A 17,592-nucleotide genomic window follows, 5' to 3' on the forward strand; every position below is an offset into this window, starting at 1 on the left:
GACCGCATTTTGACCACATTTCATAAAAAATCAAGTAAATTATTCATGAGACTTCCGAATTTTTCGGAGTCTCTTTTTCTTACTTCTTCAGTTGTATGCAAATAAATGTTGGTTGTTGTTTTATCATCAGAGTGACCTAACCTCTCCATAATTCTCTCTAACGGAACGCCAGCCTCTGCTAATAAGGAAGTATGAGTATGTCTCAATGTATGTGGAGATAACTCTTGATTCAATTCCTTTGTTTTCTTTAAGATTCGTTTCATTCGAGAATCGATTAATTTAGGATAGATAGGATACCCATAATTCTCATTCCGATTAACAAATATAAAGTTTTCGTCATGATATTCTTCTCCGACCTCGTTTTTTATTTGATGATTTAATTCTATTACTTCTTTGATGGCTTTAACAACTCTATTGTCAATATCAATAGTTCTGACAGAGCTTTCTGTTTTTGGTGTGAAAATTTGATAATCAATAATATTATTTTTAGGATTGTAATACGTCTTGGTTATTTTTAGAAAATAATGGCCGTTTTCATTTATCAAGTCTGTTTCTTTTAGAGCACACATTTCTCCAACGCGTAACCCTGTATAGGCTAATGTTAAAAATACCTCAAAATCAAGGTCGAGACCTTCACTGTTTGCAGTTAATAAAAAGTATGCCAGTTTCCCTTTCTCCATATATTTTGGTAAGTAAGCCGTTGTTTCTAATTCTTCAACTGTTTTCTTTTTTCTCGTTAAATACGCATATTCTGTAGGGTTTTTCTTAATCACTTCTAATTGCATTGCTTTTTTAAATATCATTTTCCCGGTAGTATGGATGCCATGCACGGTTTGATAAGCGTATTTGTCTTGTAATTTATGCAATGCTTCTTGATAGACATTCCAAGTAATATCAATCATACGAATATTTTCAAAGTGTGTATTAAGATTATTGATTTCGTGTTGTCTTATGCGTCTAGTTCCCGGTTTAACACTTCTTTCTTTTTCATAGATATCCAGCCACTTCATTGCAAACTCATTAAAAGTAATAGGGTTGTCGTAAACTGTTTTTCCTAAATCAAGGTCATTTAACAGTTCCCTTGCAGCTCTTTCTGCCTCCGGTTTAGTATCAAATCCTCTCCTTGTAGTTTGTTTCTTTTTGCCGGTTATTGGATCATGAATTGTTCTAACTTTAAATAACCATTTTTCACCACTCTTTGTTTTGTACTTTTTAAAGCTTGCCATTATAAATCACCTTCATCCTCTAAAATACATTTTGGAACTTCTTTATAAGCTACTATTTCTCCAACTAATTCACCGTCATCATTTACCCGTATTGAATCATAAACAGGTAGCACCACTATTTCTTCCATCGCTTTCTGTTTTCTTTTATCTTCTAGTGATGTGATTTTCATGATAAACCACCTTTCTTTTTGTCTTTTTCCAAAATCATTTGATTAAAATGCAACGTGTTTAATAATTGGTAAGCCATAATTTTCGAATCTTCACGTGACCATTCCATGCCGTCATTCTCGTAGTTGTTACCCATAAAATAATGACCAATTAGCATTTCCAGTATTTTATTCAATTCTATAAATACTCCTCGCTGGTTGGTTTTCTTTGCAATCTCAAGCATTTCCTCTAAAAAGATTCCGACTTCTCCATTTCTTATTTCTCTATCTCTTAGCATAATGATGCACTCCTTGTAATTAGTTTTGATAATTATTTAATAGTGTCTGTTGTTTTGATTTTCCGCTATTTGATAAGCAGTATAATTCGGGTTATAATCGATTTGTTTATTTTCATACATCTCTAATCGTCTTAACGCAAATTCACAATCTACATTAAAATGCTTCATAATGTCGGCCACACAATTAACTTTTAAATCTTCCAGCATAAATGTAGGGACGCAAAAATGATAAGCGAAATAGTCCGCCTGGTATTCCTGCAGGTCAATAAACAATCGGTGCATGTTTAATTGGTTGCCGCAATGCCTTAGGTAGTGACAAATTTCATGACCAAACTCCATCCATTGCTCTCTAGTTGTTCCAGGCTCTAAAAATATTTCACCATCCAGCATGTATGCTTTCCTTTTATCCAAAATCTCTATTTCTAATTTTTTAGCTATTACTTGCATGTCCAACTCACTTGGTTTGGTGATGCCAATTTTTAAATATAATTCATAAATGTAATCTTCTAGATGAGAATACAAACTAAAACCCCCGATTGTAAGAATGTATGTTCGTTTCAAGGTTAAAATAGAAGACGTACCTAAATACGCCCTCAGTTGATTTATTAAATTTTATAGTTTTTTTGTCTAAATGTTAATTACTTAAACAACGAAAAAATTCCTTTTTTCTTCTTTTTTGAAAGTGGTTGTCCAAGCACTTTTTTCTTAACATATTTTTTAGGATTGCTTATAGCAGTTGCTCCGCCTTTACCATAACCAGGTGTCACTGATTTTTTAACTTTTCTTTTTACACTAGATTTCGCTTTAGAAATAGGAGACCTTGGTTTTTTGAACTTCACTATTACCACCTACTTTTCTCTTTTGACATATTTTAAAAAAGGTAATAAATCGAACTCAAAACGATTCCGGGTACAGAAATTAATAGTAATGCTGTTGAAGCGCAACCTGTTTTCTTCTTTGTTTCTTTTTTAGTAGTTTCTATTGGTGGTTTTTGTTCAGTATCAATTTTTATAGTAATATTATGAACATGATTTCTTTCGTGTAATGACTTGTAATAATTTGAATTTTTATCAATTTTGTTAGGTAAATCATTCAATACAGCCATTATTTTGTTATAATTAAAAGCAGGGCAATGATGATATATTTTTGCTCTTTCATCAATTTGCTTTCTCATGGATTCTTTATCTATGTATACATACTTGTTATCTTCTCCTCTTTTCCACTCATACCATGGCCGTTGTCCAGAATGAATCATTAATCTGTGACAACCAAAAGGGTTTTCTGTAAACATAGACGCTCCATAACAAAAAGAGTCGCTGCCTGTCCTTATTTTGTCCCCGTAGCAATAATTTATTTGCCCTAGCACCTTTCTATCCATCATTTCTCCATCTTTAAATACAAAAGTTGACTTCCAGTTACCTATTAACTCATATAGTGTAATGAAATTTAAATAGTTATCGTGATGAAACAGTGCTTGATAGATTTCTTGATTTTTATGAGTTGAGATTTCAAACTGATCAGCCTGTTGCGCAAGAGATAAAGCTCGTTCAAAATTTTTAGAAGTTGATTTAGAGAAAGTAATCATAAAGCCTTTTTGATTATTCATATGCTGTTTACTAACAATATTAGTAGATGCTGATTCTAATTCTGCTTGCTTTTTAATAGCTATGTCTGATGGAGGTTTTACTGGTTTTGGTGGATTTTTAAGTTTCTTTTTTAATCGATCTATCCTACCTTCAAAACCACCTTGCGTGCCATCGCTAAGCCCATATTCCAAACCTAACTTAGATACTTCAATAGCTTTTTCGTATTCTTTTTGTTTTTCATAAATAATAGCTAATTTACTAAAAGAAGGGATAAAAAAATCAGGATATACAAAGTTTTTAATTTCTTCCTTTGTTTCAGCTATTCTCGACGTCATATCTAAACCCATATCTGATTCCATTTCTTCATAAACGCTAATGGCTTGTCGCAATTTTTTGAGTTCGCTATCAATATAATTTTCCTTGAACAATGGATATAATTCTATATCTTTCTTACAAATCTCAATGCATTTATTTAGGAAAAATTCGTCATCTCTTCTTTTGTAATAGATTTTAATTATTTCGTTGTATGCATAATGCAAATTAACCGGATATTTTTTTGAATTGTTTTCGTATCTCTCTAACTTTTCAATAGCTTGTGAAGGATCGGACTCCATTAATTTACTAATGTCTCTAAAATAATCAAAATCCATTTAGAAACGCCCCCTACAAATCTAGTAATTGCTTTTTCTTTTGGTTATATTCTTCTTCAGTGATTGCTCCTGCATCTAATAGATTTTTATATTTCTTGATTTCATCTGATGCTGATGTGGTTTGTTGTTTTAATTACTCTTTTTCAAACCACACTGATAATGTCAATTCTGATGACTGATTTTCTAATTCATTAAAAATCGTAACTTTATAACCTGATTCACTGAAATTATATTGATTACGTCTTTCGTCAAGTGTTTCTGACATAGCAACTACTAAACTATCATTATTTATTCCCAAGACTTCTCCAACAAAAAATAGAGAAGAAAATGCATTTCCTGATTCATTATCAACTACCCCTACAGCAAAACTATTTATTTCATTGTCGCTGTCATAAGCAACTCTTATTACATAATCATCCGAAGAGTGTAATACTTGAGATGTTCCGAATTCAGTTTCTTGTCTATCTTCAAAGGCATTTGGATCGAGTAATTCAAACCCATCTAACTGTGAACCGTAGCGGTTATATTCTTCGATGAAATCTTCTAACTCTTCATTTACTTGTTTATCTAATTGACCTTTATCATTACTTTCAGATTCATCTACTTCACTAAAATCTTCTGATACTCTTGCTATTGTAGGAGGGAGTTCTTTATCAAGATAATTACGGGCTATTACACCTACCATATATCCAATTTCTCCAGATGCATTAGAAAGAGCTTCAAAATCATTATCATCAAGATACTTCTCAGAAGACTCTTTCACAAAATCGGCAACTTCTACAACTTCTTTAGTTAAAGGGTCCTCAGAATTAAAATTTTTCTCTATATCTTCAATGGCAGTATCTATATTATCTATTCCTTCTGTCAAAAGTTGTTTTATCTCAGCTTCTCCGTCACGATCAGTAAGGTAAGAAATATTTAAAGAACTCTTTGTAATCTCCTCTAAATAATATAACGCATCCCTTTTACCCATTTCCTCTGTATTCGCTTCTTCACTATTTATTTCTGCAGCAATCTCTTCGGTTCGAGATCCGTTATTTTCTTCCTCAGAAGTATCACCTTCAGAACTATCATCGCAAGCCGCGAGAAGCATCGCCATTCCTATCAATAAAAATAAGTATTTCTTCAAATAATCGACCCCTCAATTAAATATTATCTATATCAAAGCCATTCTCTATTTCTTTTGGCTCTTTTTGAATTTGATGTATTCATATACTTCTTTCATTTCCTCAGCAGTGAATGATTCTAAATCCTTGAACATTAAATCTACATCCGGATATTCTGTGGCTATTTTGTCTTTATAATAATCAAGTCTTCTATTCGCTCTACCGGATGCTTGTAAATATTGGAATGATTCTGGAGTGTCTGTTCTTCCCAGTAAGTAATCAGTAGTTACTTCCAAATGATCAGCTATATCAGCTATTAGGTCAGGGTCAGGTTTAGTTTTTCCTGTTTCATATCTTGATAATTGATAAGGAGTCACCCCAAGTACTTTCGCCAATTCATTTTGTTTTATATTCTTTTTGTCTCTTGTCGCTCTAATTCTTTTTCCTAATATATTATCCAAAGCCTTCTCCTCCAAGCTTTAAGTTATACCTAATATATCATTTTTGCAGTTATTGCAAATATAAATTGCAAAATATGCATTAAAACTATTGACATTGCAAAAAATGCAATATATAATTTGGTTAACGAATTGCAAAAAGTGCAATAGAAAGAGGTGATTGAATGAAGAAAGTAAATCTGAAAAAAATAAAAGATATACGTAAAAATAAAGGTTTATCCCAAGAAGATATGGCGAATTTATTAGGATTAAAATCTCTTTATCCATATCACAGAAAAGAGTCAGGAGCGCAAAAATTTTCCGCCGAAGAGATTCACGCTATAGCCAATTACTTCGATTTACCAATTGAATATTTTTTTGATGATGAACTTGCAATTAATGCAATATAACACATCGTCATCACATCCAAGCAACAACATCTAAAGGAGCGGAGCATGCCACGACGTATCAATTACGATATCGAGCAGCGCTAATAGGTAACGCCATGATGTTAGGTGCTGTTGCTTGGATGTGATAAACCAAAGCGATGTGAAACAAATCGTATAGGAGGTAACTATGTCAAACGAAACAAATAAAAATCCTTTATATATCCCTAGTCCAACACAAGAAGTTGTTGAAACTATTGATGCATTATACATCGACGGATTCAAGATTGATTTCGTTTTAACAGATTCAGTGAAAACGAAACCCTTTAGCGAAGATGCCGTGGAGGTTACCTTGACATTTATCGCTAAGAGTTTCACCGACGAATCAAAATAAAAACTGGAATATAGCTTTACTTATTGACTGTGGATTAATAGGAATTCCTTCTTCTTTGAGAAATTGCTTAACTTTTTCTTTAAATTCCGGTTTCTCTAAACTAGCCAAGTATTGATGACCAGAAGTTGTTAAGCCTTTAAAAGTGTAAAGATTGCCGTCTTTAGTAACCACTTTCTTTCCTTTAACAAGATTGTCATCAAGTAAGTTGTCAACAGTCTCTAATGCGGAATCTATTAAATCTTTATCTGAAATACCATTAGAGCGTTGGGTCTTAATTAATTGATTATCTGTTAAAGAATTAAATAGCTCACTTCCATTACCAGGTTTTTTAGTTTCTATTGTTTCTATAACAGCTTGGTAAATTCTATCACATAGAAGGGGCAAACAAATCGTATAGGAGGTAATCATGAAAAAATCAAAATCACCAAGTCTTGAATATCACAGTATCAAAGGTCCGAAAAGAACCAGATTGATTCAAGAGAGAAAGAAGAAAAAACTTTCTCAAAAGGAATTAGCTAAGATTATCGGTTGTTCGGAAGCGACTATTTCATATCTAGAAAACGGACGAATGAAACCGGGATTAGAAATATCACTTTCATTACAAGAAATATTTGATCTGAATTATGAAGAAATTTTTCCTGATTTATAAAAAGGGCTTGACAAGTATTTTTGTGAAATATCCATTTATGGAAAATATTTCTGGAAGAAATAAAACTGAATAAAACTGTATGAAATAAGAATTGAAAATAATGGTAAATGTAAAAATCAAATAAAACCAGATAAAACAGTTTGAAACGAAAATTGGAAAATACCCTATTTGCTATTGTGTTAACAGACTAAAACCAGGAGGTAATCCAATGAACCAATTACAAGTATTTGAAAATAAACTTTTTAAAGTAACCGCAAAAATTATTAATGGTGAACCATCGTTTGATGTTGAACAGGTTGCTAAATCATTAGGTTTAACTCAATCAAAAGGAAGCTCAGTCTTTGTGAGATGGGAACGTGTGAATAATTACCTTCCTAAAAATTCCCCAGTAGTGGGGAAAGGTGACTTCATCCCAGAACCACTTGTTTATAAGCTAGCTTTCAAAGCAGCGAATGACATCGCTGAAAAATTTCAAGATTGGTTAGCAATTGAAGTAATTCCATCAATAAGAAAAACCGGCTCATATCAAGTAGGTCCAAACGATTTAGTAACAAACTATTTATCCATGAGCGAAGAAGACAGAGCAATTGCTTTCTTCAATTCACAGAAAGAGAAAAAGCAAATTGAACAACAACGCCAAGAAGAACTACCATACACAAACTTTGGTAAAGCCGTATCCAACTCAAGCGCTGCTATCAATATCGGTGCCTTTTCCAAACTGATGTATGACGAACACGGCATCCGATTAGGTCGAAACAAGATGTTCCAGTGGCTACGCGATAACGGTTTCCTTATCAAATCTGGTAGAGAACGTAATCAACCAAAGCAACAATTCATTGAACAAGGCTTATTTACCACTACCGTAACAATGGTTTCTCGCACTGAGGGTGATGTCGAGAGTGTTACTACGTTAGTTACAGGTAAAGGTCAAATTAAATTATCAAACAAGTTAATATCCGAATTCTCAACATTGAATCAGAGAGGAGTGATCTAAATGACTCAAGAAATTCAAGAACTTGAAGCCAGATTATTTGAGGAAAGATTGAAAGAACTGTGCAGACGAGCTTATAACCAAGGTCTTGATGATGCACGTACTAATCAATCTTATCCTCCAATGTTCAAAAAAGAAGATGTTGCAGACTATTTTCAAGTCTCTAAAGCATCTGTGGAAAACATCATTCGTATGAGTGGTTTCCCGAAATCAAAAATTGTGAACGCAAGATACCCAAGAGATGAGGTGATCAAGTGGGCGAATGCGTCCGAAAACATCGAGCGTGTAAATCTATTAAAACAAGCAAACTAGAAACCAACTGAGGGATTGGTTAATTACATTATAACTCTATTCACCTATTAATGCGGTTCGCTATTGGAACATTCTGTATATGTTCGTATTGCGAACATGAAGGGAGGTGGGAGGATTGGAGATACCTGCAGCTTTGACCAAGATGCGTAAAGAAGCCAAATTAAAACAGACTTGCATGGCTAAATTAATGGGAATGACCCGCAGCAATATAGCCAAATTAGAGACCGGAAGAATTCAAACAAAAGCAGAGGATTTACTCAAATGGTGCAAGATAACCAACAATCCGGAAATGCTTATGATTCTATATGCAGCAGTTGATGTAGCAACACCATTAACGCAAATGATTACAGGATTTATCAGATTAGGAGGATTAATATGACAAACGTTTTCGAAAGATTTCAAAAAGAAAAGGATTGCTATCTGTATAACAGAGAACTTGAAGGAGCTGCATTAAAAGTTGGAGATAGCAAAAAAGCAATCGCTTATGCAGAGAATGCAACTAGATCATTAAGAGAAATCAGCAAGCTGGAAAAATACATCGAAGAGTTAGAGCAAATCAAATTTATAGTCGTTCAAATCGACAATGACCATGAAGAATTTATGAGGTCCCGCATATGAGCAGTGAACGCTTTATCAAATGGTTCTATGGATTGGGTTTTATCGGAGCAATGACGTTTCTTTATTACATGATGATTAACGTATAGGAGGGAATGAAATGAAAATCAGAGCTGTTAATTGGCAGTCGCTTAAAGACAGCCACAAAGAGATTCTTATACAAATTTGGTATGACAAAACGCAAAGAAAGGGTGCTTAACATGGATTTGCAACATCCGGATATCACTAGAGCCGAGAGGACAGGCTACCCATTCAGTGAAAGGCATCAAATGTACGGTGTCGATGGCTTAGGAAATGATGTTCACACAGGTGATTCAATATTACGTCTGAACGATGAATTTTATCGAGTGGATGATTTGTTCCAAGAGACGATTGAAGTCCTTGAACAGCAAGGAGCAACGTATGAAATTGCGCAATAAAAAAACGCCTTGGCAGAGGCGCTTTAGAAATTCGTATTTAAAAACTATTTATATGCCTATTATACGGCATTTAGGAGGATTAAGCAATGGCTAAAAACACAACTGAAATGAGCCATCAAGAATGGCTACAGGAGCGAACTAAAGGAATCGGTGGGAGTGATGCAGGAATTGTCTTAGGTCTTAATAAATGGAAAACGCCCTTTGAACTATGGCTTGAGAAAACAGGTCAATCAACCACAGAAGATACGGCTGGGGAAGCTGCATATTTTGGAAATCTGCTAGAAGATGTTGTAGCGAAGGAATTTGAAGTAAGAACAGGCAAAAAAGTACGGAAGAATAACTTTATGCTACAACATCCAGAACATCCATTTATCATGGCAAACATTGACCGAAAGATCGTTGGTGAGAATACATTGCTAGAATGTAAGACCGCTAATGCCTTCTTAGCTAAAGATTGGGAGAGCGAAGAAATACCAGAATCCTATCTGGTGCAAGTCCAGCATTATCTAGGTGTCACAGGTTATGAAAAGGCCTATATCGCTGTATTAATCGGTGGTCAGAAGTTTGTCTGGAAAGAGATAGAACGTGACGAGGAACTTATTCAAATGATTTTTGATGCAGAAGTGCATTTTTGGGAGTATCACGTACAAGGAAATAACGCACCGGAACTAGACGGCTCAAGCGCTGCAGAGAAGTTTTTAAAAGAACGCTATGCCGAAGCAGAAGAAGGAAAAACAGTAGATTTAGCTTTTTCATATAAGGAAAAAATCGATAACTTATCTGAATTAAGTCAGCAAATCAAGCAGCTGAAAGAAGTGGAAACGCAAATTAAAAATGAACTTAAGCATGAATTAAAAGATGCAGAAACAGGATTCGTTAAAAACTATCAGGTGGATTGGAAGCCAGTAACTCAAAATAGGGTCGATAGCAAACTTTTAAAGAGTAAGTACCCTGATGTATATAATTCCGTTTTAAAGCAGTCACAGTACCGCAAATTGAATATAAAGGAGATTGGATGATGGCTAAATATATTGTTACTGAAGTGACTGAGACGTCAGTTATCTATCATGTGGAGGCTAGTAGTGCCAAGTCTGCTGTAAATAAAGCTAAACATGGTCAAAACGTTACAAGTACAAAAGTTGATTTTAAAGAACATTTTGTGACGCACCTTATTGAAGAAGAAGAGGAGGAAAAATAAATGTTGAATGAAAGAAAAAAGCAACTTCAAAAAGAGGAAGTTGCTGTAGTGAAAAATATTATAAACATATTTTCTACTAATAACTTAACTTACAAGCAATCAGTTGAATTACTGCCTGAAGTAGAACAGGCTTTGAAAGAATTTTCCTTGAGCGAAAAAGTTAGAAAGGTAAATCAGAATCATTGATGTCACTATCTGGTTTGAATGATTTCTTGCGAACAGGCCAATAAGAGTCATCGGTGCTGGGTGAATCAAAACTATATTGGCTTTTTTCATCAGGTATGAAATCCTCAGTACCCATTATTGAAATACCCCAGGAGTTTCCATAGGTGTTTTCATAGTGCAAAGAGTCTATTAAGTCCATATATGAATTACCTAAATTTCTAAGAGGACTCAACGCACTTTTAGGCAATGGGTTATTACAATTATGACATTGGATTGAAATTTTATTATGCAGATTCTCTAACGAAATTTGGAATTCTTGTTTACAAGACCAACATTTAAATTTTAGCAAATTTTTTCACCTCCCTTATTAAGGGATTATACCAAAAAGAAACAATTTAGGAGGAATAATAAATGGCTACAAATAACTCATTAAAAAACCAAATTTCAAATAAAAAACAAGGTAATAATCAGGTGGGACAAGCCCAAGGGACAACAATGAAAGGATTACTCGCTTCCTCAGCTGTGATGAAACGATTTGAAGAAGTGCTAGGAAAAAGAGCAAATCAATTCACGGCATCCATTTTAAGTCTATATAACAGCGAAAAAATGCTGCAGAAAGCAGAACCTATGAGCGTTATCTCAAGCGCTATGATTGCAGCAACACTAGACCTTCCAGTGGATAAAAACCTTGGGTACGCATGGATTGTTCCGTACGGTGGCAAAGCGCAGTTTCAAATGGGTTATAAGGGATTCATCCAGTTAGCACTCAGGACTGGTCAGTATCGCAATATAAACGTTATTGAAGTATATGAAGGCGAGCTTGTTAAATGGGATAGATTGACAGAAGAAATAGAACTTGATTTTGAATCAAGAGAATCGGACAAGGTTATCGGTTATACAGGATATTTTGAATTGATCAACGGATTCCGTAAGACGGTTTACTGGTCCAAAGAAGAAATTCAAAAACACAAAAATAAGTTCAGTAAATCAAACTACGGTTGGGGCAAAGATTGGGATGCAATGGCTAAGAAAACAGTCATACGGAATCTATTGAATAAGTGGGGAATCCTTTCTATCGATATGCAGAAGTCGGTCGTTAGTGATAACCAGGTAGGCAGCACGGATGTTAATAATCTCGGTGAAGCTGATGAAAACATTATTGACGGAGAATTTATGGAAGTCGATGAGGGTCAGGGAGAAAATGAACAATCCGAAGCTGATTTTGATGTAAATGCATAACAAAAGCAATGTTCTGCTGCCTGCTTGGATATTCGAGCAGGCGCAGGACAAAAACGAACGCAACCAGTTAATAGATCAATACATGAAACGTTACCCAGGCTACACCATTTTAGAGGTTAAAGGCAGATTTGCTATTTGTGATATAGCAAGAAGATAAAAGGAGGGGGTGGAGTGATGAACGGATGGATCAAGCTACACCGTAAGTTATTAGGAAGTCCAATCTTCCAAAATGAAAAGCTATTAAAAGTATTTATGTATTGCTTATTAAAAGCATCACACAGTGACCACCAACAAGTAGTAGGAAGACAGATAGTTCCATTAAAACCAGGTCAATTTGTTTTTGGTAGAAAGAAAGCAGCCATTGAATTAGACCTAAAAGAATCTACCGTCAGAGACTACATGAACACTCTAAAATCCGACAACGTTATCACCATCACCCCCACCAACAAATTTAGTGTAATAACCGTTGTCAATTGGGAGTTTTACCAAGATGAAAAAGAGGATAACCGACAGCAAAAAGACAACAAAGCGACAACAGAACGACAGCAGACCAACACAAACAAGAATGTAAAGAATGATAAGAATGTAAAGAAAGAAAAAGATACTCGTTCCAAATTAAAATTTGAAACCCATCATATGAAATTAGCCGAGTTGCTATTCAAGAAAATTAAAGAAAACAATCCAAATGCCAAGAAACCAAATTTAGAATCATGGGCTGATACTTTCAGAAAAATCATGGAGATAGATAAAAAGAGTGGGAAAGAGATACAGGATTTAATTCTTTGGAGTCAACAGCATTATTTTTGGTATAAAAACATTCTTTCTGCTGACAAGTTAAGAAAACAGTTCGATAGATTACAACTGGAAATGAAAGATGAACAAAAACCTAAATCAAATGTTGTTCAATTTAACAAGAAAGAAGCCGAGGACGATGGCTATAATTACGGCTTTTAGGAGGGCGCTATGGAATCTATTAAACTATCAAAACCAAAATCGGAGTTGATTGCTGAATTCATCTGTGAGGGCTGTGGCGAAGAAGTAAAGCAAACCAAGTTACAGATACCTAAGGGTCCGAGAGCTGGCGAGGAAGTTATAGCTAACTACGGCTGCAAGTGTGAGGATATAAAACTGGCCAACCAAGCCAAAGAGCGCAGGAGGCAACTGCGTAAAGCTAAAATGATGCAGGTTTTTGATTACTATTCGCTGATTAATGACAACCTGCAGACAGCAACCATTGAAAACTACGATCCTACCAATGAGGCCTTGCAGCAAGCCAAGCAGCAGGTGATTAATTATATAGCCGAATACGACGGTAAAAAGAACCTATTGCTTACTGGTAGCTACGGAACTGGTAAGAGTCATATATCCGTTGCGGTGACTAAAAAACTTATGGAACAAGGAAAAGAGTGCTTATTCCTGTCATTGCCTAAGTTACTTACCAAAATAAAAGAAACATTCAGCGGCAATGGAATAACGGAAGATGAATTACTGCAGATGATTAAACGAGTTGATTTATTGGTGCTGGATGACATCGGAGCCGAGCATCATACCGAATGGGCGAATACGAAGCTGTTTGAGGTGCTGGATGATCGTTCCGGTAAATCAACTATATATACAACTAATTTAGGCAGCAAAGAGCTACGGGCACAGATTAATGAGCGTAACTTTTCCCGGGTGATGGAGAATACGGATGTTATCAAAATGGATGGCAGAGATTACCGACGGAAGGAGTTTTAACCATGAACCAATGCGCACGCTGCAATAGAAAGCTAATTGATAAAAAGAGCATCGAACGAGGGTATGGACCTGTCTGTTACAAAAGACACTTAAAAGAGCAGGCAGATGCAGAGTTTGAACGGAATCAATTAACCATAGATGAAATTCCAGAGGAGGCGCAATATGTTTCATGACATGAAATCAGTAATGATATTTGACACAAACGATACGGACGAGCAGACAAACGCTGAATGGGCTAGATGGTGGCAGGATAACAAGAGTGCTGTTGGGGATAAGGCAGTGCCAGGAGTACAGGAAACACAAGAATATCTTAGGAGGTATGCGTGATGCTGAAAATGTTTGTATTCGGTGAAAATGACGATGTTATTACATGGGTTGCTGCTGAAACCCAAGGACAGGCAATTGATTTATATGAAAATATAATAGGAGACGAGATTGCTCATTGGTTTAATGATCTTAATGAATATGCAAGAGAAATGGATCCGGATGAAATGATGACCTATTATCATGACGGCAAAACTCCAGAAAAAGATACAATTCAGAACTTAATCAATAAATATTGTGATACTCCAGATATATTTGCAACTAGTGAATTTTAAGAGGTGCAACTAATGGGAGTAGTTAAGTTCAAGACGAACGGTAAGCATGTGCCGATGCTGAAACAAACAGGAAACGTAAGGATCGTGCACGAGGATAAGGAATTCGCATTTTATGAAGATCAATTAGACCGAATCGCTAATGATTGGAACAACGGAATGCGTATGGAGGATTTAGCGGAACAAGAAGGTCGGCTGCCACTTGAAATATTATTTGCCCTAACAGAACTAGCAGAGGAAGACAGGATAACTCGACCGATGGGTTATATCTATTGAAATTAGTAACGAGAGATACCTTATTTAAAGAGATTAATAGATTTGAGACTAAATATATACAAATATGTAAAACGTCTCAAATTAACCAAATGGAGGGTTATTTCATGACAACCAAAGAAAAGAAAGAATCACATGTTTTCATTCAAATCGATAACTGTCGTGTTGTTGGATATGACGAAAGAAATGTACTGGTCGAGAGGAACGAATTAACAAAAGACCCACGCACAAAAGAAGAAAAGTACAGATGGAGAGTTAAAGGCTATTATGCCTCTATCAGACAAGTGTTGTATGGAATCTTAAATAAAGAGAAAGAGTGGCTGATTGACGAAAATGCAGTGAGCGACTTAAATAGCTACTTAAAACAGGTAGAGGAATCAAACCAAAAGTTACTGGATGCATTGGAGGGATAGCATGAAACAAAAGATATTAGATGCTGGGTTAGCTGTTTTATTGGTTAGTGCTGTTATTGCAATGTTTGTTATGGCTAACGAAGTCAAAGAAGTACATGCAGAGAATGAACAATTAAAGCAAGAGAACGCAGATTTGCTGCTAGATAAAATCAATCTGGAAATCGATTTAGAAAATGCTTTGGATGCTTATTGGCAGTTGAATAATCAGTTAGAAAGAAAACAGGGTGCTGATTAGCATTAAACATCTAACTTCATAAATGTTCGAGGGATTAATCAAATTAGGGGAAAGATAAATTACTATCTTTCATCTAATGTCAAAATCAATAATCTGTAAATAGTGAATAACCCAATGTAAGCACCAGTTATTAGGAAAAATGGATTAAGAAAAACGCTATGAATTGCAGTCATGAATACAGTGTCATCAATTAAAACTTGCCGAATGGATACTGCTGCAATAACACCGAAAATAACTGCTGATATTGCAGCAATGGCGTTAAAAGCTATTTGAAATTTCTTGCTTCTATTCTTTAGATAAAGCATAAGAATCGGGCAAATAATGGATCCAGTTAATATAATTACCAAAATGTCACTCCTTTAACGATAGATATATGATGCTGTGTTAGTTAGTTTTGCCAAAATATATAGGATTAATCAAATATAGGACAATACGTTTGAATGGAAGTGAATCGTGATGGAGGAAGCGTTGAGAGGAGAATCGGAATGATACCACTAAAAAAATACGGGCGATTAGAAGTTGGGATGACAATTATTGATTCAAACGGGATTGAAGCTACTGTGGAATCAATTAGAGAAGGTGGTCTAGTTAAAGTTAACGGTCAGATGTTTGTGTGGGATTGGGAAAGGTTGCATCCTGATGTGATGGTTAAAGAGACGGCGGCTGAACGGGATGAGAGATTGAGAAGCAAGGTTGTTGAACAGCCACAAGCGAGTTGGTTCTGATGGCAAGAGGAAGACCAAAAGGATATAAACTGCAGAAAGTAACAGAGTACGCCATTTATATCGGTGATGAATTTCAGTTTACGGGAACAGCAGAGGAATGTGCTGCAAGATTAGGTGTCAAACCGGAAACAGTGCAATGGTATGCAACTGAAAGTTATAGAAAGCGAATGGAAAATGCGAAATTCGGCGATACGATTGTTGCTGTGAATGTAGGAAGGTGGGAGCAAAATGAAGAAAATTTATGTCAAATAAACCACCAAGAAAACGCACGATGACGATGTATTGATTATTGTCAAAACGTATCACAGCAAGGTTCGTGATTATGATTATGTGATTTTTAGATAGGGGGAGAAGGAATGAATTTAGACGATTTAACAGGATTAATTGCAGTATGGGCATTGGATAAAGGGCTAGAGGTCGCTGAACCAGAAAAGCAAATGCTTAAGTTGATGGAGGAAGTAGGAGAATTGGCGCAAGGTTTAGCCAAAGGAGATGATTATAAGATAATCGATTCTATAGGTGATGTTTATGTAGTCCTTACAATTTTGTCAATGCAGTTAGATTTAAGAATTGAGGATTGCATCGAGCAAGCTTATGTGGAGATTGCGGACAGAAAAGGAAAAATGGTAAACGGCGTATTTGTTAAAGAGGAGGACTTGCAATGAGCGACATTATACACGCTGGAATGGACAAATATATCCGTAAGGTATGGACTTGCCAATGAGAGCTATTAGCATTGTTAAACATGTTGATAAATTCAAATGTCTGGAAATGTGCCGGAACAAGGAAGATGAGGGGTTTATCTGTGTTAGACCTATGCAGCACAATTTTAGCTGGTATGAGGCTGTTTATGTAAAAGAGGTGGTTAAGTGAACCAAGGCAAACGAGGAATGGCGTTAGAAAACATGATTGAGTATTCCAACAAAATTTATAAAAACAAGGGTATCGCTCTTATTGATAAAGTACCTACGCCATGGAGTGTTAGCTACAACAAGAAAAACGGCAGAGTAGCCAGAGCATTCCCGCAAAAGAAAGGTACAGTTGATTTTATAGGAGTAAGCCATGGGCGATCAATTGCATTTGATGCAAAAAATACAAAGGAGCGTACACGATTCCCTTTATCGAATGTCGAACAGCATCAAGTAGATTATTTAACTAGGCATCAAGACCAAGGCGGAATATCATTCTTCATCATTTATTTCGAGAAGCACCAAGAAGCTTATTTAATGCCGATAGACAAGTTTGTTGAGTGGTGGGAGGGTCAAACCCAAGGAGGCAGAAAAAGCATTCCCTACGACTGGTTTGCAGTTAATGTGAATGTAATTCAGACCAAGAGGGGCGTTCCGTTGGATTATTTAGGAACGATAGATAAAGAGATTAACAGGGCATTGGAAGGTGTTAAGTAGTGGAAACAAGCAAAGTAGAAATCAATCTGAGGGAAGATGCAGTAATTGTAGTTAAAAATGGGGAAGTGCAACGGATCCCTAAGCCAGATAGTGGTTTCGGGGAGACGAGCATTACATGGCAGAACGGCAAAATACACGCTAAGAAGGTTAGTTATACAGTGAAGTAATAAGGAGTGAATAACATAAATGAAAATGACGACAGCTTACGCAATTACTTGGATTTCAACAGCGCTAGCAGTTAGTACAGCGATTGTGGTTACGGGTAGATTATTACCTTTATGGGCTTTATTGATTCCTGCAATGATTTCAATGAGTTCAGATGATAAAAAGAACGTCGCAGAAGAAAATTAAATAACAAGCAATCTATCGAAACAATCGAGGATGGCGTA

37 protein-coding genes are annotated in these 17,592 nt (G+C 35.6%); 26 read left to right on the forward strand and 11 right to left on the reverse strand.

Features of this window, described 5'->3' with window-relative positions; all coding sequences use genetic code 11:
* Positions 1-20: 20 nt before the first annotated feature.
* The 9 genes from MKY65_RS06080 to MKY65_RS06120 all read right to left on the reverse strand — a co-directional run bounded on the left by MKY65_RS06080 (position 21) and on the right by MKY65_RS06120 (position 5,474).
* Positions 21-1,226, reverse strand: a complete 1,206-nt coding sequence (locus tag MKY65_RS06080; protein WP_339183227.1) for a tyrosine-type recombinase/integrase — start codon at positions 1,224-1,226, stop codon at positions 21-23.
* Complete coding sequence (locus tag MKY65_RS06085; protein ID WP_339183229.1) at positions 1,226-1,396, reverse strand: hypothetical protein; 171 nt, start codon at positions 1,394-1,396, stop codon at positions 1,226-1,228. Before MKY65_RS06085 ends, MKY65_RS06080 begins: the two co-directional genes overlap by 1 nt.
* Positions 1,393-1,671, reverse strand: coding sequence for a hypothetical protein (locus tag MKY65_RS06090; protein ID WP_339183231.1), 279 nt, complete (start codon positions 1,669-1,671; stop codon positions 1,393-1,395). Before MKY65_RS06090 ends, MKY65_RS06085 begins: the two co-directional genes overlap by 4 nt.
* A gap of 36 nt (positions 1,672-1,707) precedes the next feature.
* Complete coding sequence (locus MKY65_RS06095; protein ID WP_339183233.1) at positions 1,708-2,193, reverse strand: ImmA/IrrE family metallo-endopeptidase; 486 nt, start codon at positions 2,191-2,193, stop codon at positions 1,708-1,710.
* 116 nt (positions 2,194-2,309) lie between these two features.
* The gene (locus MKY65_RS06100) at positions 2,310-2,510 is read right to left on the reverse strand and encodes a hypothetical protein (RefSeq protein WP_339183235.1); all 201 of its coding nucleotides are present in this window, start codon (positions 2,508-2,510) and stop codon (positions 2,310-2,312) included.
* Positions 2,511-2,542: 32 nt separating this feature from the next.
* Positions 2,543-3,907: a hypothetical protein gene (locus MKY65_RS06105; protein WP_339183237.1), complete on the reverse strand. Its 1,365-nt coding sequence runs from the start codon at positions 3,905-3,907 to the stop codon at positions 2,543-2,545.
* Positions 3,908-3,920: 13 nt separating this feature from the next.
* Positions 3,921-4,007, reverse strand: a complete 87-nt coding sequence (locus MKY65_RS06110; protein ID WP_339185138.1) for an SHOCT domain-containing protein — start codon at positions 4,005-4,007, stop codon at positions 3,921-3,923.
* Between the two features lie 33 nt (positions 4,008-4,040).
* A complete protein-coding gene (locus tag MKY65_RS06115) occupies positions 4,041-5,036 on the reverse strand; it encodes a hypothetical protein (protein WP_339183238.1) in 996 nt (331 codons plus the stop codon).
* A 45-nt stretch (positions 5,037-5,081) separates the two neighbouring features.
* On the reverse strand, positions 5,082-5,474 hold the full coding sequence (locus tag MKY65_RS06120; protein WP_339183240.1) for a helix-turn-helix transcriptional regulator: 393 nt from the start codon (positions 5,472-5,474) through the stop codon (positions 5,082-5,084).
* A gap of 161 nt (positions 5,475-5,635) precedes the next feature.
* On the opposite strand from MKY65_RS06120, the gene MKY65_RS06125 reads away from it, so the two are divergent.
* Positions 5,636-5,860: a helix-turn-helix transcriptional regulator gene (locus tag MKY65_RS06125; protein WP_339183242.1), complete on the forward strand. Its 225-nt coding sequence runs from the start codon at positions 5,636-5,638 to the stop codon at positions 5,858-5,860.
* A gap of 166 nt (positions 5,861-6,026) precedes the next feature.
* Positions 6,027-6,230 (forward strand): hypothetical protein, encoded by a 204-nt coding sequence (locus MKY65_RS06130; protein WP_339183244.1) that lies wholly within the window; start codon positions 6,027-6,029, stop codon positions 6,228-6,230.
* Here the strand turns inward: MKY65_RS06130 and MKY65_RS06135 are convergent.
* Positions 6,222-6,638, reverse strand: coding sequence for a hypothetical protein (locus MKY65_RS06135; RefSeq protein WP_339183246.1), 417 nt, complete (start codon positions 6,636-6,638; stop codon positions 6,222-6,224). The two genes, MKY65_RS06130 and MKY65_RS06135, sit on opposite strands and share 9 nt — an antisense overlap.
* Here MKY65_RS06135 and MKY65_RS06140 point away from each other — a divergent pair.
* The 18 genes from MKY65_RS06140 to MKY65_RS06225 all read left to right on the forward strand — a co-directional run bounded on the left by MKY65_RS06140 (position 6,637) and on the right by MKY65_RS06225 (position 15,072).
* Positions 6,637-6,879, forward strand: a complete 243-nt coding sequence (locus MKY65_RS06140; RefSeq protein ID WP_256705831.1) for a helix-turn-helix transcriptional regulator — start codon at positions 6,637-6,639, stop codon at positions 6,877-6,879. The two genes, MKY65_RS06135 and MKY65_RS06140, sit on opposite strands and share 2 nt — an antisense overlap.
* A 208-nt stretch (positions 6,880-7,087) precedes the next feature.
* The gene (locus tag MKY65_RS06145) at positions 7,088-7,873 is read left to right on the forward strand and encodes a phage antirepressor KilAC domain-containing protein (protein ID WP_339183248.1); all 786 of its coding nucleotides are present in this window, start codon (positions 7,088-7,090) and stop codon (positions 7,871-7,873) included.
* Positions 7,874-8,182: a helix-turn-helix domain-containing protein gene (locus MKY65_RS06150; protein ID WP_256705833.1), complete on the forward strand. Its 309-nt coding sequence runs from the start codon at positions 7,874-7,876 to the stop codon at positions 8,180-8,182.
* Between the two features lie 115 nt (positions 8,183-8,297).
* Positions 8,298-8,561, forward strand: a complete 264-nt coding sequence (locus MKY65_RS06155) for a helix-turn-helix transcriptional regulator (RefSeq protein ID WP_193065341.1) — start codon at positions 8,298-8,300, stop codon at positions 8,559-8,561.
* Complete coding sequence (locus MKY65_RS06160) at positions 8,558-8,800, forward strand: hypothetical protein (RefSeq protein WP_339183251.1); 243 nt, start codon at positions 8,558-8,560, stop codon at positions 8,798-8,800. The genes MKY65_RS06155 and MKY65_RS06160 overlap by 4 nt, the downstream gene beginning before the upstream one ends.
* A 197-nt stretch (positions 8,801-8,997) precedes the next feature.
* Complete coding sequence (locus MKY65_RS06165) at positions 8,998-9,216, forward strand: hypothetical protein (RefSeq protein WP_256705836.1); 219 nt, start codon at positions 8,998-9,000, stop codon at positions 9,214-9,216.
* Positions 9,217-9,302: 86 nt separating this feature from the next.
* Complete coding sequence (locus MKY65_RS06170; protein WP_339183253.1) at positions 9,303-10,235, forward strand: YqaJ viral recombinase family protein; 933 nt, start codon at positions 9,303-9,305, stop codon at positions 10,233-10,235.
* The gene (locus MKY65_RS06175; RefSeq protein WP_339183255.1) at positions 10,232-10,414 is read left to right on the forward strand and encodes a hypothetical protein; all 183 of its coding nucleotides are present in this window, start codon (positions 10,232-10,234) and stop codon (positions 10,412-10,414) included. The genes MKY65_RS06170 and MKY65_RS06175 overlap by 4 nt, the downstream gene beginning before the upstream one ends.
* Positions 10,415-10,600, forward strand: coding sequence for a hypothetical protein (locus MKY65_RS06180; RefSeq protein WP_339183257.1), 186 nt, complete (start codon positions 10,415-10,417; stop codon positions 10,598-10,600).
* 390 nt (positions 10,601-10,990) lie between these two features.
* Complete coding sequence (locus tag MKY65_RS06185) at positions 10,991-11,818, forward strand: recombinase RecT (RefSeq protein ID WP_339183258.1); 828 nt, start codon at positions 10,991-10,993, stop codon at positions 11,816-11,818.
* 174 nt (positions 11,819-11,992) lie between these two features.
* On the forward strand, positions 11,993-12,772 hold the full coding sequence (locus tag MKY65_RS06190; RefSeq protein ID WP_339183259.1) for a Replication protein O: 780 nt from the start codon (positions 11,993-11,995) through the stop codon (positions 12,770-12,772).
* 9 nt (positions 12,773-12,781) lie between these two features.
* Positions 12,782-13,555 carry an ATP-binding protein gene (locus tag MKY65_RS06195; protein WP_339183260.1) on the forward strand — a complete coding sequence of 258 codons (774 nt, stop codon included), beginning with the start codon at positions 12,782-12,784 and terminating at the stop codon, positions 13,553-13,555.
* A 2-nt stretch (positions 13,556-13,557) separates the two neighbouring features.
* Positions 13,558-13,728: a DUF6011 domain-containing protein gene (locus MKY65_RS06200; protein WP_339183262.1), complete on the forward strand. Its 171-nt coding sequence runs from the start codon at positions 13,558-13,560 to the stop codon at positions 13,726-13,728.
* Entirely contained in the window at positions 13,718-13,882 is a 165-nt protein-coding gene (locus tag MKY65_RS06205) for a hypothetical protein (RefSeq protein ID WP_339183264.1), read from the forward strand. Before MKY65_RS06200 ends, MKY65_RS06205 begins: the two co-directional genes overlap by 11 nt.
* Positions 13,882-14,154 (forward strand): hypothetical protein, encoded by a 273-nt coding sequence (locus MKY65_RS06210; protein ID WP_339183266.1) that lies wholly within the window; start codon positions 13,882-13,884, stop codon positions 14,152-14,154. Before MKY65_RS06205 ends, MKY65_RS06210 begins: the two co-directional genes overlap by 1 nt.
* A gap of 12 nt (positions 14,155-14,166) precedes the next feature.
* On the forward strand, positions 14,167-14,427 hold the full coding sequence (locus MKY65_RS06215) for a hypothetical protein (RefSeq protein ID WP_339183268.1): 261 nt from the start codon (positions 14,167-14,169) through the stop codon (positions 14,425-14,427).
* Positions 14,428-14,531: 104 nt separating this feature from the next.
* Positions 14,532-14,837, forward strand: coding sequence for a hypothetical protein (locus tag MKY65_RS06220; protein WP_339183270.1), 306 nt, complete (start codon positions 14,532-14,534; stop codon positions 14,835-14,837).
* 1 nt (position 14,838) lies between these two features.
* Positions 14,839-15,072: a hypothetical protein gene (locus MKY65_RS06225; RefSeq protein WP_339183273.1), complete on the forward strand. Its 234-nt coding sequence runs from the start codon at positions 14,839-14,841 to the stop codon at positions 15,070-15,072.
* A 62-nt stretch (positions 15,073-15,134) separates the two neighbouring features.
* On the opposite strand, the gene MKY65_RS06230 is transcribed toward MKY65_RS06225, so the two are convergent.
* On the reverse strand, positions 15,135-15,419 hold the full coding sequence (locus MKY65_RS06230; RefSeq protein ID WP_339183275.1) for a transposase: 285 nt from the start codon (positions 15,417-15,419) through the stop codon (positions 15,135-15,137).
* Between the two features lie 138 nt (positions 15,420-15,557).
* Here MKY65_RS06230 and MKY65_RS06235 point away from each other — a divergent pair, with 138 nt between their 5' ends.
* The 6 genes from MKY65_RS06235 to MKY65_RS06260 all read left to right on the forward strand — a co-directional run bounded on the left by MKY65_RS06235 (position 15,558) and on the right by MKY65_RS06260 (position 17,554).
* A complete protein-coding gene (locus MKY65_RS06235) occupies positions 15,558-15,797 on the forward strand; it encodes a hypothetical protein (RefSeq protein ID WP_339183277.1) in 240 nt (79 codons plus the stop codon).
* Entirely contained in the window at positions 15,797-16,072 is a 276-nt protein-coding gene (locus MKY65_RS06240; protein ID WP_339183278.1) for a hypothetical protein, read from the forward strand. Before MKY65_RS06235 ends, MKY65_RS06240 begins: the two co-directional genes overlap by 1 nt.
* An 81-nt stretch (positions 16,073-16,153) precedes the next feature.
* The gene (locus MKY65_RS06245) at positions 16,154-16,462 is read left to right on the forward strand and encodes a MazG-like family protein (protein ID WP_339183280.1); all 309 of its coding nucleotides are present in this window, start codon (positions 16,154-16,156) and stop codon (positions 16,460-16,462) included.
* 204 nt (positions 16,463-16,666) lie between these two features.
* Complete coding sequence (gene recU, locus MKY65_RS06250; protein ID WP_339183282.1) at positions 16,667-17,203, forward strand: Holliday junction resolvase RecU; 537 nt, start codon at positions 16,667-16,669, stop codon at positions 17,201-17,203.
* Positions 17,203-17,370, forward strand: coding sequence for a DUF3954 domain-containing protein (locus MKY65_RS06255; protein WP_339183284.1), 168 nt, complete (start codon positions 17,203-17,205; stop codon positions 17,368-17,370). The genes recU and MKY65_RS06255 overlap by 1 nt, the downstream gene beginning before the upstream one ends.
* A 19-nt stretch (positions 17,371-17,389) precedes the next feature.
* The gene (locus MKY65_RS06260; RefSeq protein WP_339183285.1) at positions 17,390-17,554 is read left to right on the forward strand and encodes a hypothetical protein; all 165 of its coding nucleotides are present in this window, start codon (positions 17,390-17,392) and stop codon (positions 17,552-17,554) included.
* Positions 17,555-17,592: the final 38 nt, after the last annotated feature.

This window comes from Oceanobacillus sp. FSL W7-1293, assembly GCF_037969815.1.
Classification (GTDB): Bacteria; Bacillota; Bacilli; order Bacillales; family Amphibacillaceae; genus Oceanobacillus; species Oceanobacillus oncorhynchi.

Excerpts from the sequence above, each read along its gene's own strand:
- MKY65_RS06085 (WP_339183229.1), bottom strand. The coding sequence starts at position 1,396 with ATGAAAATCACATCACTAGAAGATAAAAGAAAACAGAAAGCGATGGAA.
- MKY65_RS06200 (WP_339183262.1), top strand. The coding sequence starts at position 13,558 with ATGAACCAATGCGCACGCTGCAATAGAAAGCTAATTGATAAAAAGAGC.
- MKY65_RS06210 (WP_339183266.1), top strand. The coding sequence starts at position 13,882 with ATGCTGAAAATGTTTGTATTCGGTGAAAATGACGATGTTATTACATGG.
- MKY65_RS06140 (WP_256705831.1), top strand. The coding sequence starts at position 6,637 with ATGAAAAAATCAAAATCACCAAGTCTTGAATATCACAGTATCAAAGGT.
- MKY65_RS06080 (WP_339183227.1), bottom strand. The coding sequence starts at position 1,226 with ATGGCAAGCTTTAAAAAGTACAAAACAAAGAGTGGTGAAAAATGGTTA.
- MKY65_RS06160 (WP_339183251.1), top strand. The coding sequence starts at position 8,558 with ATGACAAACGTTTTCGAAAGATTTCAAAAAGAAAAGGATTGCTATCTG.
- MKY65_RS06130 (WP_339183244.1), top strand. The coding sequence starts at position 6,027 with ATGTCAAACGAAACAAATAAAAATCCTTTATATATCCCTAGTCCAACA.
- MKY65_RS06090 (WP_339183231.1), bottom strand. The coding sequence starts at position 1,671 with ATGCTAAGAGATAGAGAAATAAGAAATGGAGAAGTCGGAATCTTTTTA.
- MKY65_RS06235 (WP_339183277.1), top strand. The coding sequence starts at position 15,558 with ATGATACCACTAAAAAAATACGGGCGATTAGAAGTTGGGATGACAATT.
- MKY65_RS06225 (WP_339183273.1), top strand. The coding sequence starts at position 14,839 with ATGAAACAAAAGATATTAGATGCTGGGTTAGCTGTTTTATTGGTTAGT.
- MKY65_RS06185 (WP_339183258.1), top strand. The coding sequence starts at position 10,991 with ATGGCTACAAATAACTCATTAAAAAACCAAATTTCAAATAAAAAACAA.
- MKY65_RS06180 (WP_339183257.1), top strand. The coding sequence starts at position 10,415 with ATGTTGAATGAAAGAAAAAAGCAACTTCAAAAAGAGGAAGTTGCTGTA.
- MKY65_RS06125 (WP_339183242.1), top strand. The coding sequence starts at position 5,636 with ATGAAGAAAGTAAATCTGAAAAAAATAAAAGATATACGTAAAAATAAA.
- MKY65_RS06170 (WP_339183253.1), top strand. The coding sequence starts at position 9,303 with ATGGCTAAAAACACAACTGAAATGAGCCATCAAGAATGGCTACAGGAG.
- MKY65_RS06260 (WP_339183285.1), top strand. The coding sequence starts at position 17,390 with ATGAAAATGACGACAGCTTACGCAATTACTTGGATTTCAACAGCGCTA.
- MKY65_RS06190 (WP_339183259.1), top strand. The coding sequence starts at position 11,993 with ATGAACGGATGGATCAAGCTACACCGTAAGTTATTAGGAAGTCCAATC.
- MKY65_RS06105 (WP_339183237.1), bottom strand. The coding sequence starts at position 3,907 with ATGGATTTTGATTATTTTAGAGACATTAGTAAATTAATGGAGTCCGAT.
- MKY65_RS06145 (WP_339183248.1), top strand. The coding sequence starts at position 7,088 with ATGAACCAATTACAAGTATTTGAAAATAAACTTTTTAAAGTAACCGCA.
- MKY65_RS06195 (WP_339183260.1), top strand. The coding sequence starts at position 12,782 with ATGGAATCTATTAAACTATCAAAACCAAAATCGGAGTTGATTGCTGAA.
- MKY65_RS06165 (WP_256705836.1), top strand. The coding sequence starts at position 8,998 with ATGGATTTGCAACATCCGGATATCACTAGAGCCGAGAGGACAGGCTAC.
- MKY65_RS06135 (WP_339183246.1), bottom strand. The coding sequence starts at position 6,638 with ATGATTACCTCCTATACGATTTGTTTGCCCCTTCTATGTGATAGAATT.
- MKY65_RS06220 (WP_339183270.1), top strand. The coding sequence starts at position 14,532 with ATGACAACCAAAGAAAAGAAAGAATCACATGTTTTCATTCAAATCGAT.
- MKY65_RS06175 (WP_339183255.1), top strand. The coding sequence starts at position 10,232 with ATGATGGCTAAATATATTGTTACTGAAGTGACTGAGACGTCAGTTATC.
- MKY65_RS06205 (WP_339183264.1), top strand. The coding sequence starts at position 13,718 with ATGTTTCATGACATGAAATCAGTAATGATATTTGACACAAACGATACG.
- MKY65_RS06245 (WP_339183280.1), top strand. The coding sequence starts at position 16,154 with ATGAATTTAGACGATTTAACAGGATTAATTGCAGTATGGGCATTGGAT.
- MKY65_RS06240 (WP_339183278.1), top strand. The coding sequence starts at position 15,797 with ATGGCAAGAGGAAGACCAAAAGGATATAAACTGCAGAAAGTAACAGAG.
- MKY65_RS06215 (WP_339183268.1), top strand. The coding sequence starts at position 14,167 with ATGGGAGTAGTTAAGTTCAAGACGAACGGTAAGCATGTGCCGATGCTG.
- MKY65_RS06150 (WP_256705833.1), top strand. The coding sequence starts at position 7,874 with ATGACTCAAGAAATTCAAGAACTTGAAGCCAGATTATTTGAGGAAAGA.